At 63.0% G+C, this 15,774-nt stretch carries 11 protein-coding genes and 1 pseudogene; 9 read left to right on the plus strand and 3 right to left on the minus strand.

Features of this window, described 5'->3' with window-relative positions; genetic code table 11:
- Positions 1-7: 7 nt before the first annotated feature.
- The 4 genes from P9217_RS17635 to P9217_RS17650 all read left to right on the plus strand — a co-directional run bounded on the left by P9217_RS17635 (position 8) and on the right by P9217_RS17650 (position 6,281).
- Positions 8-1,666 (plus strand): ABC transporter substrate-binding protein, encoded by a 1,659-nt coding sequence (locus P9217_RS17635; protein ID WP_278087371.1) that lies wholly within the window; start codon positions 8-10, stop codon positions 1,664-1,666.
- A gap of 149 nt (positions 1,667-1,815) precedes the next feature.
- A complete protein-coding gene (locus P9217_RS17640; protein ID WP_067328931.1) occupies positions 1,816-2,850 on the plus strand; it encodes an ABC transporter permease in 1,035 nt (344 codons plus the stop codon).
- Between the two features lie 12 nt (positions 2,851-2,862).
- On the plus strand, positions 2,863-4,020 hold the full coding sequence (locus tag P9217_RS17645) for an ABC transporter permease (RefSeq protein WP_278087372.1): 1,158 nt from the start codon (positions 2,863-2,865) through the stop codon (positions 4,018-4,020).
- Positions 4,021-4,070: 50 nt separating this feature from the next.
- Positions 4,071-6,281, plus strand: a complete 2,211-nt coding sequence (locus P9217_RS17650; protein ID WP_066990565.1) for an ABC transporter ATP-binding protein — start codon at positions 4,071-4,073, stop codon at positions 6,279-6,281.
- 20 nt (positions 6,282-6,301) lie between these two features.
- Here P9217_RS17650 and P9217_RS17655 read toward each other — a convergent pair whose 3' ends face one another.
- Positions 6,302-6,892: a transglycosylase SLT domain-containing protein gene (locus P9217_RS17655; RefSeq protein WP_278087373.1), complete on the minus strand. Its 591-nt coding sequence runs from the start codon at positions 6,890-6,892 to the stop codon at positions 6,302-6,304.
- Between the two features lie 211 nt (positions 6,893-7,103).
- On the opposite strand from P9217_RS17655, the gene P9217_RS17660 reads away from it, so the two are divergent.
- Both P9217_RS17660 and P9217_RS17665 read left to right on the plus strand, forming a co-directional pair.
- Positions 7,104-8,642 carry a trimethylamine methyltransferase family protein gene (locus tag P9217_RS17660; protein WP_278087374.1) on the plus strand — a complete coding sequence of 513 codons (1,539 nt, stop codon included), beginning with the start codon at positions 7,104-7,106 and terminating at the stop codon, positions 8,640-8,642.
- A gap of 215 nt (positions 8,643-8,857) precedes the next feature.
- Positions 8,858-11,284: an FAD-dependent oxidoreductase gene (locus P9217_RS17665; protein WP_278087375.1), complete on the plus strand. Its 2,427-nt coding sequence runs from the start codon at positions 8,858-8,860 to the stop codon at positions 11,282-11,284.
- Positions 11,285-11,311: 27 nt separating this feature from the next.
- Here the strand turns inward: P9217_RS17665 and P9217_RS17670 are convergent, their stop codons facing one another.
- On the minus strand, positions 11,312-11,704 hold the full coding sequence (locus P9217_RS17670) for a DoxX family protein (RefSeq protein WP_278087376.1): 393 nt from the start codon (positions 11,702-11,704) through the stop codon (positions 11,312-11,314).
- A 67-nt stretch (positions 11,705-11,771) separates the two neighbouring features.
- Between P9217_RS17670 and P9217_RS17675 the strand changes: the two genes are divergently transcribed.
- Positions 11,772-12,392 carry a hypothetical protein gene (locus tag P9217_RS17675; protein WP_336618903.1) on the plus strand — a complete coding sequence of 207 codons (621 nt, stop codon included), beginning with the start codon at positions 11,772-11,774 and terminating at the stop codon, positions 12,390-12,392.
- Positions 12,393-12,515: 123 nt separating this feature from the next.
- On the opposite strand, the gene P9217_RS17680 is transcribed toward P9217_RS17675, so the two are convergent.
- Positions 12,516-13,292: a VOC family protein gene (locus P9217_RS17680; protein ID WP_278087377.1), complete on the minus strand. Its 777-nt coding sequence runs from the start codon at positions 13,290-13,292 to the stop codon at positions 12,516-12,518.
- 279 nt (positions 13,293-13,571) lie between these two features.
- Here P9217_RS17680 and P9217_RS17685 point away from each other — a divergent pair.
- Together P9217_RS17685 and P9217_RS17690 are read left to right on the plus strand one after the other, a co-directional pair.
- A pseudogene (locus P9217_RS17685) lies at positions 13,572-14,298 on the plus strand (gamma-glutamylcyclotransferase).
- A gap of 111 nt (positions 14,299-14,409) precedes the next feature.
- Positions 14,410-15,774, plus strand: a complete 1,365-nt coding sequence (locus P9217_RS17690) for an NAD(P)-dependent oxidoreductase (RefSeq protein ID WP_278087378.1) — start codon at positions 14,410-14,412, stop codon at positions 15,772-15,774.

Here is a 15,774-nt window from a genome sequence, read left to right on the forward strand (position 1 = left end):
GTCAGTCATGGCAATCTACAAAAGTAACGGTGATCGCGTTCCGGACCACATCGTGGCGATGGCCGAAGCGGCCAAGTCGGGCACGGTGGACCGCCGTGAATTCCTGGCTTTGGCCAGCGTTTTCGGTGCATCGACGGCAATGGCTTACGGCATGCTCGGTCTCGCCGCGCCGACGCCGGCCAAGGCCGAGGACGTGCAGGGCAAGAAGGGCGGCGTGCTGAAGGTCGCCATGTCGATCAAGGATCCCAAGGATCCACGCACCGCCGACTGGTCGGAAATTGCGAACGCCGAGCGCCAGGCGCTCGAGCCGCTGGTGAAGTACACGAAGGAGTACACCTTCGCGCCTTACCTGCTGGCAAGCTGGGATATCAACGACGACGCCACCGAATACACGCTGCATGTGCGGCCAGGCGTCGAATGGAATAACGGCGACAAGTTCACCGCCGACGACGTGATCTACAATTTCACCCGCTGGGCCGACAAGGCAGCGGAAGGCAACTCGATGCCTGGCCGTCTCGGCAGCCTGGTCGACGACGGCACCAAGAAGCTGCGCGAAGGCTCCGTGGTCAAGGTCGACGACATGACGGTCAAGCTCAAGCTGAGCAAGCCCGACATCGCGATCATCCCGAACATGTGCGATTACCCGGCACTGGTCGTGCACAAGACCTTCGATGAGAAGGGCGCCAACTTCAAGAATTGCCCGATCGGCACCGGCCCGTTCGAGCTTGTCTCCTACGATGTCGGCCAGAAGGTGGTCTACAAGCGCCGCGAGACCGGCAAGTGGTGGCAGGGCGAAGCTTTCCTCGATGGTGTCGAGTTCATCGATTACGGCACCGATCCGGCGGCGACGGTTTCGGCTTTCGAATCCGGCGAAGTCCAGACCAACCACGAAACGACCGCCGACTACATCAAGATCATCGCTGATGTCGGCGCGCCGGTTTCGGAGGTCGTCACGGCCGCCACCGTGGTGTCGCGCTTCAACATCACCCACAAGCCGTATGACAACCAGAAGGTTCGTCAGGCGATGTTGCTTGCGGTCGACAACGCCACGGTGCTGCAGCTCGGCTACGGCAATGCCGGCACCCCGGCTGAAAACCACCATGTCGCGCCGATCCATCCGGAATATGTCAAGCTGCCCGAGGTCAAGCGCGACATCGCCAAGGCCAAGCAGATGCTGACGGAAGCCGGCGTGATCGATTTCGAGCACGAACTGATCAGCAACGACGAAGACTATCACAAGAACACCACGGACGCGATCGCGGCCCAGCTGCGCGAAGCGGGCATCAAGGTGAAGCGCACCGTGCTGCCGAGCTCGACCTTCTGGAACGACTGGACGAAGTATCCGTTCTCGCAAACCAACTGGAACATGCGCCCGCTGGGCATCCAGGTCATCTCCATCGCCTATCGCTCCGGCGAAGCGTGGAACGAGACGGCCTACGCCAATCCCGACTTCGACAAGAAGGTCAACGAGGCGCTCGGCATCGCCGATGCGGAGAAGCGCAAGGTTGTGATGAAGGACATCGAGCAGACCCTGCAGGATTCCGGAATCATCATCCAGCCCTACTGGCGCAAGCTCTACATCAACATCAAGCCCGAGGTGAAGAACCACTCGATGCACCCGACCTATGAGCACGACTTCGGCAAGGTCTGGCTCGAACAGGCGTGATCCTTTTGCGATAAATATGAGGGGCGTCAGCCCCTCTTATTTGCAGCTTCGTCGCCGTTGCGTATTGTGCAACGGTGGCGGAGCCTCACAAGGTATCCGACACAGGGTTGAACCTATCTGACCCCAACCCGGCCGGCAGGGGAGCGCGCATGTTCTCATTCATTGCCAGACGCATCGGCACGATTCTGCTCACGATGCTATGCCTGACGCTGGTCGTCTTCTTTCTCGTCAATCTCGAGCCCAACTTGAAGAAGCTGGCGATCAGCCAGACCGAGATGCACACGTCGGCCGAACAGCTCGAAAGCTGGCTGGTCAATCACGGCTACCGGCAGAACTTCTTTGCGCGCTACGGCCAATGGCTGGGCGTCCTGCCCAAGCAGCCGATCACCGATCCTGCCACCGGCAAGGTGACGCAGCGCTTCTCCTTCTGCAACGATCCGGTCGAGCCGAAATTCTCCGGCGTGCTGCAGGGCGATTTCGGCTGTTCGACCAAGTTCAAGACGACGGTCGCGGCCAAGCTGTTTCCGGCACTCGGCGCCACCGGCATATTGATGTTCTGGGTGCTGGCGGTGATGGTGCCGATCTCGCTGCTCATCGGCATCCTTGCCGGCATGCGCGAAGGCTCGCGAACGGACCGGACCCTGTCGGTGGCCTCGATCGCCTCGACGGCGACGCCCGAATATGTGTCGGGCGTCATCTTCACCGTCATCTTCGCCTCGTGGTTGGGCTGGCTGAACGGCTCGGCGGCATCCGCCAGCCAGGGCATCACCTTCTACAATTTCACCCTGCCGGTGATCACTCTGGCGATCTACGGCACCGGCTATATCGCGCGCATGACACGGGCCTCGATGGTCGAGGTGATGACGCAGCAGTATATCCGCACGGCCCGCCTCAAGGGCCTCTCCTTCGGCAGTGTGGTGATCAAGCACGCGCTGCGCAACGCGCTGATCGCGCCTTTCACCGTCATCATGCTGCAATTCCCGTGGCTGCTCACCGGCGTCGTCATCGTCGAGGTGATGTTCCGCTACCAGGGTTTCGGCTACACGCTGGTCGAGGCCGCCGGCAACAACGACATCGACCTTCTGCTCGGCTGCTCGCTGGTCTCGGTATTCATCGTGCTGATCACCCAACTCATCTCGGATGTCGGCTACGCGTTTCTCAATCCGCGCATCAGAGTTCAATAGGGGGCAGGGCGGATGCAGATCGAATATATCGGTGCCTTCGATGTCGTGCTCGGCGTGCTTTGGCGCTTCTGGCCGGTATGGGTCGCGCTTGTCCTGGTGATGGGCGTTAGCTTTACCTACAAGAAGAAGCTCGGGCTCTACGGCCAGCTCTTTGACAGCGGCGTCGGCATTGCCGGCGTCGGCATCTGCCTGTTCTGGCTGTTCACGGCGATCTTCGCCTCGACCATCTCGCCTTTCGATCCGCTGGCCCAGGTGTCGATCATGAAGGATACGCTGCCCGGCGCGATCGAGCCGACATCGAAGCTCGTCTACTATTTCGGCGGCGACAAGCTCGCCCGTGACGTGTTCTCGCGCATGGTCTATGGCAGCCAGATCGTGCTGATCATCGCGCCGGCGGCGACCGGTTTTGCGCTGATGGTCGGCATCACGCTCGGCCTGCCGGCCGGTTACTACGGCGGCAAGATCGACACGGTGCTGTCCTTCCTCGCCAATCTGGTGCTGGCCTTCCCGGTGATCCTTTTGTTCTACCTGCTGGTGACGCCAGGCATCATGGATACGCCTATCCCGTACGCCCTGGCGGGGCTGTTCTTCCTGTTCCCGATCATCTTCTTCTGCGTGCTGTTCTGGACCCGCTACAAGAACCGGCCGGACCGGCTCTATCTCCTGCTCGGCCTGACGCTCGTCATCGGGGGCTGGATCTATGCGGGCCTCGTCTTCGACAAGGATCCGCTGAGGATCGTCCACATCGATCCCAACCAGCTCAACATCTTCGTGGCGGTGGTGTTCGCCTCCAGCCCCGGCGTGTTCCGCATCGTGCGCGGGCTGACCATGGATATCAAGACGCGCGACTACGTGGCGGCGGCGCAGACGCGCGGTGAATCGCCCTGGTACATCATGCTGTGGGAAATCCTGCCCAATGCACGCGGACCGCTGATCGTCGATGCCTGCCTGCGCATCGGCTATACGACGATCCTGCTCGGCACGCTCGGTTATTTCGGCCTGGGGCTGGCGCCCGAGAGTCCCGACTGGGGCACGGCGATCAAGGATGCCAGCCGGCTCTTGCGCTCCTTCATCCACCCGGCGCTGCCGCCGACGATCGCGCTGATGTCGTTCGTGCTGGGCCTGAACCTTTTGGCGGATTCGCTGCGCGAACAGTCGATGAAGGATTGATGGCGGGGCTTCGGGCCCCATCTTCCAGGAAGCAAGGATTGGAGCGACCCATGAACGAGGCAGTTCGAGATCCAGCCAAGACGACCAATGGGCCGATCATCGAGATCGAGAACCTCTCGATCTCCTTCTTCACCCGCAAGGGCGAGATCCCGGCGGTGATGGACTTTTCCTGCACGGTCATGCCCGGCGAGGCGATGGGCATCGTCGGCGAATCCGGCTGCGGCAAGTCGACCGTGTCGCTCGGCATCATGCGCGACCTCTCAAACATCGGAAAGATCGTCGGCGGCCGCATCAAGTTCCAGGGCAGGGACATGGGCGAGATGTCCGACGAGGAGCTTCGGGCCATCCGTGGCAACAAGATCGCCATGATCTATCAGGAGCCGATGGCGAGCCTCAATCCGGCGATGAAGGTCGGCCAGCAATTGATGGAAGTGCCGCTGATCCACGACAAGGTCTCGAAGGAAGAGGCCCATAACCGTGCACTGGAGATGGTGCGCGCGGTCAAGCTGCCCGATCCGGAGCGCATGATGCGCTCCTATCCCCACCAGCTTTCGGGCGGCCAGCAGCAGCGCATCGTCATCGCCATGGCGCTGCTGTCGAAACCGGCGCTGCTGCTCCTCGACGAGCCGACGACGGCGCTCGACGTCACCGTCGAGGCCGGCATCGTCGAACTGGTCAAGGGACTGGGCCAGAAGTTCGGCACCTCGATGATCTTCGTGTCGCACAATCTCGGCCTCATTCTCGAGACCTGCGACAAGATCACGGTGATGTATTCCGGCGAGGCCGTCGAGACCGGCAAGATCGAGGACGTGTTCGACCGGATGCGCCACCCCTATACGCAAGGGCTGTTCCGCTCGATTCCGCTGCCCGGCGCCGACAAGAATTCGCGGCCGCTGATCTCCATTCCCGGCCAATTGCCGCTGCCGCATGAGCGGCCGAAGGGATGCAATTTCGGACCCCGCTGTCACCATTTCGTCGAGGGCGTCTGCAACGCCGCCGAAATTCCGATGGTTGCCGTCGAGGGGCATGAGGGCCATTTCTCGCGCTGCGTGCGTTTCAACGAGATCGACTGGGAAGCGCTGCCCCCCGGCGCCAAGAAGGTCAACGAAAAGGTCGAGCCCGGCGCGCCGGTGCTCAAGATCGACAATCTCAAGAAGTACTACAAGGTCGGCGGCAGCGAGGTGTTCGGCTCCAGCGAAGGCCGCGTCGTCAAGGCCAACGAGACGATTTCGTTCACCGCGCGCGAGTCCGAAACGGTCGCGATCGTCGGCGAGTCCGGCTGCGGGAAATCGACGCTCGCCAAGGTGCTTCTGGGGCTTGAGACCGCAAGCTCGGGCACCGTGACGCTGGGCAACAAGGAGATCCAGTCGACCGGCATCGAGAGCCGCAATGTCGAAACGGTGTCGTCGATCCAGATGGTTTTCCAGAACCCGTTCGACACGCTGAACCCCAGCCACACGGTCGGCTCGCAGATCATCCGCACGCTGGAGAAGTTCAATGTCGGCAAGACCGTCGCCGAGCGGCGCAAGCGCATGCTGGAGCTGCTCGACCTGGTGAAGCTGCCGCGGGCCTTCGAGACCCGCAAGCCGCGCCAGCTCTCAGGCGGCCAGAAGCAGCGCATCGGCGTGGCCCGCGCCTTCGCTGGCGACGCCAAGGTGGTGGTGGCCGACGAGCCGGTCTCGGCGCTCGACGTCTCGGTGCAGGCGGCGGTGACCGAGCTCTTGATGGACATCCAGCGCAAGAACAAGACGACGATGCTGTTCATCAGCCACGACCTGTCCGTGGTGCGCTACATCGCCGACCGTGTCGTCGTCATGTATCTCGGCTATATCGTCGAGCAGGGCACGACGGACCAGATCTTCTCGCCGCCCTACCATCCCTACACCGAGGCGCTGCTCTCGGCGATCCCGATCGCCGACACCAGCGTGGTCAAGAAGCACATCGTGCTCGAAGGCGATATCCCATCGGCGATGAACCCGCCGACCGGCTGCCCCTTCCAGACGCGCTGCGGCTACAAGAAGCTGGTGCCGGACAATCTGTGCGAGACGACGGTGCCGCCGGTGAAGAATCTCGGCAACGGCCATATGAGCCTGTGCTGGCTGTCGGACGATGTCTTGGCGAAGATGGAGCCGGTCATCAAGTTCGACAAGGAGCATGCGGCACATGAAGGCGTGCCGGACGACGCGCCGCACGGCACGGGGCCGGGCTTTGCCGGCACCCCGCCCAAGCGCCCGAGGGGCAAGAGGCCGAAGCCGAACTAAGACTTCGCCCGGTCCCGGGGTCAGCTCCTACATTGCCGCAACTGGGCGGCGTAGTCGCGGGCCATCTGATCGGTGGCGTGCGCGTAGTTCTGCACGCCGGCATCGCCGCGATTGCCGCGGCCGTAGGCCGACCAGCCGAGATAGTAGGCGAGATAGAGACTGTAGGTATCGTTGCGGGCGACGCCGAAAGTGTCGACGGTCTTGGAATGATACCAGCCGACGAAGTCGATGGCATCGGCGAAACGGCTGCGGCGCGCTGCCCAGTTGCCGGTCTCCATCTGATATTGCGACCAGGTGCCGTCCAGCGCCTGCGAATAGCCCGCGGCGGTGGAGACATGTTTCCAGGGAATGAAGCCGAGCAGCTTGGTGCGCGGCGGCCGGGCGTTGCTCTTGAAGCCGGATTCCTTGCGCACCGTCGCCATCAGCACCGGAACGGGAATGCCGTATTTTTGTTCGGTGCGCTCGGCGGCGGACTGCCAGTTGTCGAACCAACCGTCATTCTGGTCGAAGACGGCGCAGACATTGTTGATGTGGCTGGGCGCCGTCGCGCAGGCCGAAAGCGCCAGCAGCACAGAGACAACGACAATTTTACGAAAACTCGAGCTAGGCATCGGAAGACGAATAGGGCGAAATCATAAAAGGAATCTTTCGAGCTTCCTTAACGCCGACCGAGGCTCCTCGATCTGGGCTCTATCGATATTTCGACTTCACTCGTCGCATTTGTCTTCATCAGAGTGAAAAAATGCCGCATTGGCTAAAATCACGCCGGCAAATGGCGAATTCCTGACAGCTCGCGCCTGACGTCGGCGCTCTGATAGACGCATGACCGAACCAAGACGAAAACGCGGCGCCGAACGGACCAGCAACCGCGGGCCCGCCCCCATTCCGCAGCTGCCGCCACGGCGTGTGGTCAACCCTTACCCGCCGATGGCGGTGCTTTCGGCCGACCAGATCGAGTCCATTCACCAGGCCTCGATGCATATTCTCGAAAGTTTCGGCATCGAGGTGATGAGCCCGCGAGCGCTCGCGCTGTTTGAACGCGCCGGCGCCAAGGTCGATCACAGCTCGATGAATGTGCGCCTCGATCGGGGCATGGTCGACGAAGCGCTAAAGACGACACAGGCCAGCTACACACTTACGCCACGCAACCCGGCTCACGCCGTTTATCTCGGCGGCAACACGATCAACTTCACGCTGGTGGCCGGGCCGCCCAATGTGCACGACATGGAGCGCGGCCGCCGCGCCGGCAATCTCGCCGACTATTGCGATCTCGTCCGGCTGGCGCAGCATTTCAACTGCATCCATATGCTGGGGAACCAGGTCTGCGCGCCGATCGAGCTGCCGGCGAATTCGCGGCACCTCGACACCTACTTCGCCAATCTGACGCTGACCGACAAATGCTTCCATGTCTCGGCGATCGGCCGGGGCAGGGCGCTGGACGGCATCGAGATGATGGCGATCGCGCGTGGCTTGACTCTCGACCAGATCGGCCGGGATCCCGGCGTCACCACCATCATTTCCGTCAACTCGCCGCGCCGCTTCGACGAGATGATGGCCGAAGGGCTGATGACCATGGCCGAGTTCGGCCAGTCGGTGGCGGTGACGCCGTTCACGCTGATGGGCGCGATGAGCCCGGTGACGCTTGCCGGCGCGCTGGCGCAGCAAAATGCCGAGGCACTGTTCGGCATCGTGCTGACCCAGTTGGTGCGGCCCGGCGCGCCGGTGATGTATGGCGCCTTCACTTCCAATGTCGACATGAAGTCCGGCGCGCCGGCCTTCGGCACGCCGGAGAACACCAAGGCCAACATCGCCTCCGGGCAATTGGCGCGGCGCTACAATCTGCCGTACCGCACGACGCCGGGCTCGGCGTCCAATGCCGCCGATGCGCAAGGCGCCTATGAGACGCTGATGGCGCTGTGGGGTGCCGTGCTTGGCCACGGCAATCTCGTCTATCATGCCGCCGGCTGGCAGGAGGGCGGACTGACGGCCTCATTCGAAAAACTCATCATCGATGTCGAGATGATGCAGCACATGATGGAATTCCTGCGACCGATCGTGGTGGACGAAGGCGAATTGGCGGTCGACGCATTGGGCGCCGTGCCCACCGGCGGCCACTTCTTCGGCGAGCCGCATACGCTTGAACGCTATGCCACCGCCTTCTATCAGCCGATGCTTTCCAACTGGCAGAACTACGAGGCCTGGCAGGAGGCCGGCGCGCTTGACACGACGGCGCGCGCGACCCGGCTCTGGAAGAAGGCGCTGGGAGAGTACGTTCAGCCGACAATGGACCCAGCCGTGCGCGAGGCGCTTGAAGCCTATATGGCGCGCCGCAAGGAAGCGATCGGGCAGGGCGAGCCGTGACGGTTTTGGAACGCTGGCGCCGCCCCTCATCCGCCTTCCGGCACCTTCTCCCCGTGAAGGACGGGGAGAAGGGAAGCGCTACAGCGCTGGCCCTCTCCCCGTTTTTCACGGGGAGAGGTTAAGGGTGAGGGACAGCGCCGACGTTTGAGGAGAGACATGCCTCTCATCCTGAATCCACTCAATCATCCAATTCCCCGAAGTAACGAGAAGAACCCATGAAGTCGCATGCAAAGGGCGTGGTCATCGGCGGAGGTGTCGTAGGATGTTCCGTGCTGTTCCATCTTGCCCGCCACGGCTGGACGGACGTGGTGCTTCTGGAGCGCGACGAGCTGACCTCGGGCTCGACCTGGCATGCGGCCGGCGGCATGCACACCATCAACGGCGATCCCAACGTCGCCAAGCTGCAGAAATACACGATCTCCCTCTACAAGGAGATCGAGGAGCTTTCCGGCCAGGCGACGGGGGTGCATCTGACCGGCGGCGTGCTTTTGGCAGCAACCGAGGCGCGGCTCGACTGGCTGCGCGGCGTCGTCTCCAAGGGCCGCTATCTCGGCATCGACCTCGAGGTGATCTCGGCGAAGGAAGCGGCCGAGTTGATGCCGCTCATCGATCCGAAGCAATTCGTCGGCGCCGTGCGCAACAAGGAGGACGGCCATCTCGATCCCTCCGGCGTCACCCACGCTTACGCCAAGGCGGCGCGGAAGCTGGGCGCGGAAGTGGAGCGCTTCACCAAGGTCGAGGACATCGTGCGCCGGCCCGACGGGCTGTGGCGCGTCATCACCAACAGGGGCGATGTGATCACCGAGCAGGTCGTCAACGCCGGCGGGCTTTGGGCGCGCGAGGTCGGCCGCATGGTCGGGCTCGAACTGCCGGTGCTCGCCATGGAGCACATGTATCTGATCACCGAGGACATGCCGGAGGTCGCCGACTGGAACAAGAAGACCGGCGCGGAAATCATCCATGCGGTCGACTTCGACGGCGAGATCTATCTGCGCCAGGAGCGCGGCGGCATGCTCATGGGCACCTACGAGAAAGCCAACAAGGTCTGGTCCGAATTCTCCACACCCTGGAATTTCGGCCACGAGCTGTTGGAGCCAGATATCGACCGTATCGCGCCCTCGCTCGAAGTCGGCTTCCGTCACTTCCCGGCCTTTCAGAAAACCGGGATCAAGCAGATCATCAATGGCCCCTTCACCTTTGCGCCGGATGGCAATCCGCTGGTCGGTCCGGTGCGCGGTCTGCCGGGCTTCTGGGTCGCCTGCGGCGTCATGGCGGGTTTTTCTCAAGGCGGCGGTGTTGGCCTGGCGCTCTCAAACTGGATGATCGAGGGTGATCCCGGCGCCGATATCTGGGCGATGGACGTGGCGCGCTACGGCGACTGGGCGACGATGACCTACACCAACGCCAAGGTGCGCGAGAATTACTCGCGCCGCTTCTCGATCCGCTTCCCGAACGAGGAACTGCCGGCCGGACGGCCGCTGAAGACAACGCCCCTTTACGACACATTGTCGGCCAAGGGCGCGCAATGGGGCGTCGCCTTTGGGCTGGAAGTGCCGCTCTGGTATGCGCCCGAAGGCGTCAAGGACGAGTTCTCGTGGCGGCGGTCGACCGATTTCGACCATGTCGGCAGCGAAGTGGCCGCCGTCCGCAACGGCGTCGGCCTCTCGGAGATCTCGAGCTTTGCCAAGTACAAGGTGACGGGCGAGGGGGCGGCAGCCTGGCTCGACCGTCTGCTTGCCTGCAGGATGCCCAAGCCCGGCCGCATGACGCTGGCGCCGATGCTGAAGGAAGACGGCAAGCTGATCGGCGATTTCACGCTCGCCAATGTCGGCGAGGGCGACTGGTTCGTCGCCGGCTCCGGCGTCGCCGAGCAGTACCATATGCGCTGGTTCGAGGCGCATCTGCCGAAGGACGACTCGGTGCAGATAAAATCGCTGGGGCAGAAGCTCACCGGCTTAGCCATCGCCGGGCCGAAGGCGAGGGCGGTGCTGGCCAAAGTCACCCGCGCCGACGTCTCAAACCCGGCGTTCCCATTCATGGCCGTCGCCACGATCGATATCGGCATGGCGCGGTGTCTTGTCGGCCGCGTCAGCTACACCGGCGATCTCGGCTACGAGATCTGGATGCCGCCGGAGTATCAGCGCGCCGCCTACCAGGCGCTGATCACGGCCGGCGAGGAATTCGGCATCGGCATGTTCGGGTCGCGCGCGCTCAATGCGCTCAGGCTCGAAAAGAACTACGGCTCATGGGCGCGCGAATACCGGCCGATCTACGGACCGGTCGAGGCCGGGCTCGACCGTTTCGTCGCCTACGGCAAGGAGGCCGACTTCATTGGCAAGGAAGCCGCCATTGCCGAGCGCAAGCAAGGCGGCAAGCTCCGGCTGCGCGCCTTCATCGTTGAGGCCACTGATGCCGATGTCATCGGCGACGAGGCGATCTGGCACGACGGCGTCGTGCGCGGCTGGGTGACGTCCGGCGGCTATGCGCACAATGCAAAAAAGTCCATCGCCATGGGCTACGTGCCGAAGGAGATCGCCGACAGGCCCGACGGCTTCGAGATCGAGATCCTCGGCAAGCGCCACGCCGCGCGCATTCAGGCAACGCCGCTGTTCGATGCCAATTTCGAGCGGATGCGCGCCTGAAAAACAGGCGCGCGTCCGCACAGGGCATCAGGCGCCGCGGCGGTTGTCGAGCGTGAAAGCGCCGGGACCGGCAAAGACCAGATAGAGGAAAATGAAGCAGAACGAGATCGCAGCGTCGCCGCCATTGTTAACGGGGAAGAAGTCGCGCGGGAAATGCGCCATGAAATAGGCGATGGCCATTTCGCCGCAGAGCAGGAACGCCACGGGTCGGGTCAACAGCCCCAGCGCCAGCAGGATGCCGCCGGCGAATTCAAGGATTGCGGACGTCAGCGCGAGCCCCGTCAGCGCCCCGGCATGGGCGCCGGCGGGGAAATTGAACAGCTTCTGGGTGCCGTGCTCGGTGAACTGCAGCGCCGTCATGATGCGAAGCACGCCCAGCGCCTGCGGCTGATAGCGGGAGAGACCTTCAAAAAGCTTCATCTAAACTCCATCTTGCCCTTCCGGACCCGCCATAAATTATCGCCCGGAAGCGGACCATTCACTTCCCATGCCCTGCCATCAACAATCGGTGAGTGGGCATGAGTTCACCTCTTCCGGCTTATTCTCGCCGTGGTTGCAATTGTCTCTCATAAGTTGTATTAATGCGCGGATACACCAAATCATCCGGGAATCCATCGCCATGAAAAAATTCGCCATCAGCCTCTTCGCATTCCTTGCAGGCACGAGCTTCGCCATAGCTGCCGATGCTGGTTGTGATGCCTTCAGATGGCCGGTGACACGCGAGCAGGCCCTGTTTCCGTCAGCGTCCGCCGCCCAGTCCGGCGCGGCCCTGACAGTCGGGCAAGCGGCGGATTTCTCACTTGCAGCGGTCGACACGATCGGCTTCGAAGTTCCGCCTGGACGTGCACCGGCAGCCGGCACGTTCGGCGCGATGGCAAGCGTGACCGTACCGGCTGAAGGCGAGCTCCAGTTCAGCCTGTCCGATGAGGTCTGGATCGATGTCGTCCAAGACGGCCGCGCCGTGAAGTCGGCGGGCTTCAGCCGCGCAAAGACCTGCCCGGGCATTCGCAAGAGCGTGCGCTTCAAGCTGTCCGCCGGTCCGGCCACCGTGCAGCTCAGCGGCGCCAAGAAGGCCGATCTCAAAGTGGCGGTGCTGACGCCGGAGTGATGCCCAAGAGGGCGACGCCGGCGCCGGGCCAGCGCTCCCCTCTGCCCGGCCCGACCTCCGCGCAGCTGCGCCGCGGCTGCGGAGGATGGACCGGACATCTGCCCCACAAGGGGGCGGCAGTTTCTACCGCCCAGGCGCCAGCAGCGCGAAATGCGCGCCCTGCGGGTCCTGGCATTGGACGATCCACTGCGTGCTCGGCACCTCCATCGGCCCCATCAATACCTTGCCGCCATTGTCGGTGACACGCTTGGCGGCGGCGTCGATCGCGTCGACGTTGAAATAGAACTGCCAGACTGGGACCGGGATCTGCGGCGGCTTGTTCATCATGCCGCCGCCGGATTCGGGGCCGGCGCCGAAGGTCTGGTAGATGCCCATCTCGCCCATGTCGAACTGACCGGCGCTCTCCCAGCCGAACTGGCTGGAATAGAAGTCGAAAGCGGCTTTCCAGTCCGAGGTGTAGAGCTCGTGCCAGCCAACATGGCCGGGCGTGGTAGCGGGTACCGGCGGCTGCTCGGGCTGGTTGGGCTGCAGGAACATGAAGGTCGCGCCCTGCGGGTCGGCGACGACGGCGAAGCGACCGACGCCGGGAATATCATCCGGCGCGCGATGAACGGCACCGCCAGCGTCCTTGAGCGCCTTCGTCGAGGCATCGACGTCCTTGGTGTAGATGTAACCGAGCCAGGCCGGCGGCATGCCCATCTTGGCGGCATCCTCCGGCATCGTCATCAATCCGCCGACGCCGCGCAGGCTGGAATTCACCACGATATAGCGCGGCATGCCCGACGCCTTGTCGAAGGGCTCGGCCCGCCAGCCGACGACAGCAGTATAGAAAGCCTCGGCGGCGTCGAGGTCGGTGGTCATCAGTTCGTACCAGAAGAAGGGTTTTGCGGCATTCGGCATGGTCGGTCTCCTCACCGGTTCAGGCAGCGATCGCGGTTCCGATCCATCGTAGGACGATCTCGGCGACAGAAATCCGACATCTGGACCAGAAATCGAGAACGGCAAGGCATTCATGCATGTCACTCAAAAATGCGCAGCGGTTTTGGGCGGCCGACACGCATCAAAATCGGAGCTTGAAGCGCGTCGGCCTATCCGTTCTGCGCGAAGCGCCATAGGAACCGTGATCTTGCATGGCCCGGGGTTTTAGCCTTTGCTGCGGGCAACGAGGGGCTGTCTTCCATGCGTGAATGTCGCTTACGCCCGAGAGTGGCTTTGTGCCATCGCGAGGAGCTCGACCCTGGTCCGAGCGGGGACTGGACCCAGCTTAACGACGACGATTTCCGCGCGCTCGCCTCGCGCCTGTCAGACCAGGCCGACGAGGGGCCGCTCTGGGTGTTCGCTTATGGCTCGCTGATCTGGAAGCCGGCGTTGGAATCCATCGAGCAACGCCGCGCCTCCGCCTATGGCTGGCATCGCTCCTTCTGCCTCGACATGGTGCGCTGGCGAGGCAGCGCCGCGCAGCCGGGGTTGATGATGCTCGAGCGCGGCGGCCGTTGTGACGGCGTCATCTATCGTCTGCCGGACGGCGAGAAGCCCGCCCAGATCGAGAGATTGCTGCGGCGAGAAATCGACGATCATGAAAGCGTCAGCTCGGTCCGGTGGGTTCCGGTACGCACGGCGCAAGGATCGCTGCGAAGCGCTGGGCTTCTGGATCGGGGTGACGGGTAGGGGCACGTCGCTCAGGCAGCCGCTCGAAAGGGTGGCGAAGACACTGGCACACGCATGCAGCCATGTAGGTTCCGGCGCCGAATATCTTTACTACACCGTCAGCCACCTCGAAACATTCGGCATCCATGACCGCAATCTGTGGCGCCTGCAGGAACTCGTGGCAGACGAGATCAGGTCGATCCATCCCTCCAGGATTGAAAGCGCTGAACCGACAGACATCGGCGTGGCGATAATATGAGTACGACTATCATGTTTTGTCCAAGCAATACAGCAGCTTGGCCGAAAATTGACCAATTGATAAAAAAATAAAACGTGCTAGCCTTCCTCAAAACAAACAAGGGGAACTGGAATGGCGACTGGTCATTTCATCGAAGGCATAGCCGGCGGCCGGCTGTCTGCGGAGCAATACGCCGATAATTTTTCCGACCTGCACCCGCCGCTCGATCACCACGAGGCGCTGGTCGAGTCCGATCGCTGCTATTTCTGCTACGATGCGCCGTGCATGAATGCATGCCCGACCTCGATCGATATCCCGTTGTTCATCCGGCAGATCGCGACCGGCAATCCGCTGGGCTCGGCCAAGACCATTTTCGACCAGAACATTCTTGGCGGCATGTGCGCCCGAGTCTGCCCGACGGAGACCCTGTGCGAAGAGGTCTGCGTGCGCGAGGTCGCGGAGGGCAAGCCGGTGCAGATCGGCCGGCTGCAGCGCTATGCGACCGATGTCGCGATGGATGAGGGCAAGCAGTTCTACAAGCGCGCCGAACCGACCGGAAAAACGGTCGCCGTGGTCGGCGCCGGGCCAGCGGGCCTGGCGGCGGCGCATCGCTTGGCCCGCCACGGCCACGATGTGACGATCCTCGAAGCGCGGCCGAAGGCTGGCGGCCTCAATGAATACGGCATCGCGGCTTACAAGAGCGTCGACGATTTCGCTCAGGCCGAGGTCGACTACGTCACCGCGATCGGCGGCATCGACATCCAGAACGGCAAAGCGCTCGGACGGGACTTCCAGCTTTCCGACCTGATCCGCAACTACGATGCGGTGTTCCTTGGCCTCGGGCTCGGCGGCGTCAATGCGCTGCGCGCCGAAGGCGAGGATACGGATGGCGTCGCCAACGCAGTCGAGTTCATCGCCGAACTCAGGCAGGCAAGCGACCTTTCCAGCCTGCCGGTCGGCCGCCGCGTCGTCGTCATCGGCGGCGGCATGACGGCGATCGACGCCGCGGTGCAGTCGAAGCTGCTCGGCGCCGAGGAGGTGACGATCTGCTACCGGCGCGGCCAGGAGCATATGAATGCCTCCGGCTTCGAGCAGGATCTGGCCGCCGCGAACGGCGTCACGATCCGCCACTGGCTGCAGCCGAAGCGCGTCATCGCCGAGAACGGCAAAGTGTCGGCGATCGAGCTCGAATACACAGCCATGAATGGCGACAAGCTCGCCGGTACCGGCGAAATGCTGAGGCTCAACGCCGACCAGGTGTTCAAGGCGATTGGCCAGAGCTTTGTGCCGGCTCATCTCAACGGCAGCGTTGCCTCCATCGAGCTCGATGGCGGCCGCATCAGGGTCGATGCCGAGGGCCGCACCTCGCTGGCGAAAGTCTGGGCGGGCGGCGACTGCATCTTCGGCGGCGACGACCTGACGGTCTCGGCCGTGGCGCAAGGCCGCGACGCCGCCGAATCCATCCACCGGGCACTGACCTCTAACGGGAGGGCATGA

It is taken from the genome of Mesorhizobium sp. WSM4989 (assembly GCF_029625795.1).
Taxonomy (GTDB): Bacteria; Pseudomonadota; Alphaproteobacteria; order Rhizobiales; family Rhizobiaceae; genus Mesorhizobium.

Bases quoted from the DNA above. Each gene is read 5' to 3' on its own strand.
- P9217_RS17680 (WP_278087377.1), bottom strand. From the start codon at position 13,292: ATGCCGAATGCCGCAAAACCCTTCTTCTGGTACGAACTGATGACCACC.
- P9217_RS17650 (WP_066990565.1), top strand. From the start codon at position 4,071: ATGAACGAGGCAGTTCGAGATCCAGCCAAGACGACCAATGGGCCGATC.
- P9217_RS17690 (WP_278087378.1), top strand. From the start codon at position 14,410: ATGGCGACTGGTCATTTCATCGAAGGCATAGCCGGCGGCCGGCTGTCT.
- P9217_RS17665 (WP_278087375.1), top strand. From the start codon at position 8,858: ATGAAGTCGCATGCAAAGGGCGTGGTCATCGGCGGAGGTGTCGTAGGA.
- P9217_RS17635 (WP_278087371.1), top strand. From the start codon at position 8: ATGGCAATCTACAAAAGTAACGGTGATCGCGTTCCGGACCACATCGTG.
- P9217_RS17645 (WP_278087372.1), top strand. From the start codon at position 2,863: ATGCAGATCGAATATATCGGTGCCTTCGATGTCGTGCTCGGCGTGCTT.
- P9217_RS17670 (WP_278087376.1), bottom strand. From the start codon at position 11,704: ATGAAGCTTTTTGAAGGTCTCTCCCGCTATCAGCCGCAGGCGCTGGGC.
- P9217_RS17675 (WP_336618903.1), top strand. From the start codon at position 11,772: ATGCCCTGCCATCAACAATCGGTGAGTGGGCATGAGTTCACCTCTTCC.
- P9217_RS17640 (WP_067328931.1), top strand. From the start codon at position 1,816: ATGTTCTCATTCATTGCCAGACGCATCGGCACGATTCTGCTCACGATG.
- P9217_RS17655 (WP_278087373.1), bottom strand. From the start codon at position 6,892: ATGCCTAGCTCGAGTTTTCGTAAAATTGTCGTTGTCTCTGTGCTGCTG.
- P9217_RS17660 (WP_278087374.1), top strand. From the start codon at position 7,104: ATGACCGAACCAAGACGAAAACGCGGCGCCGAACGGACCAGCAACCGC.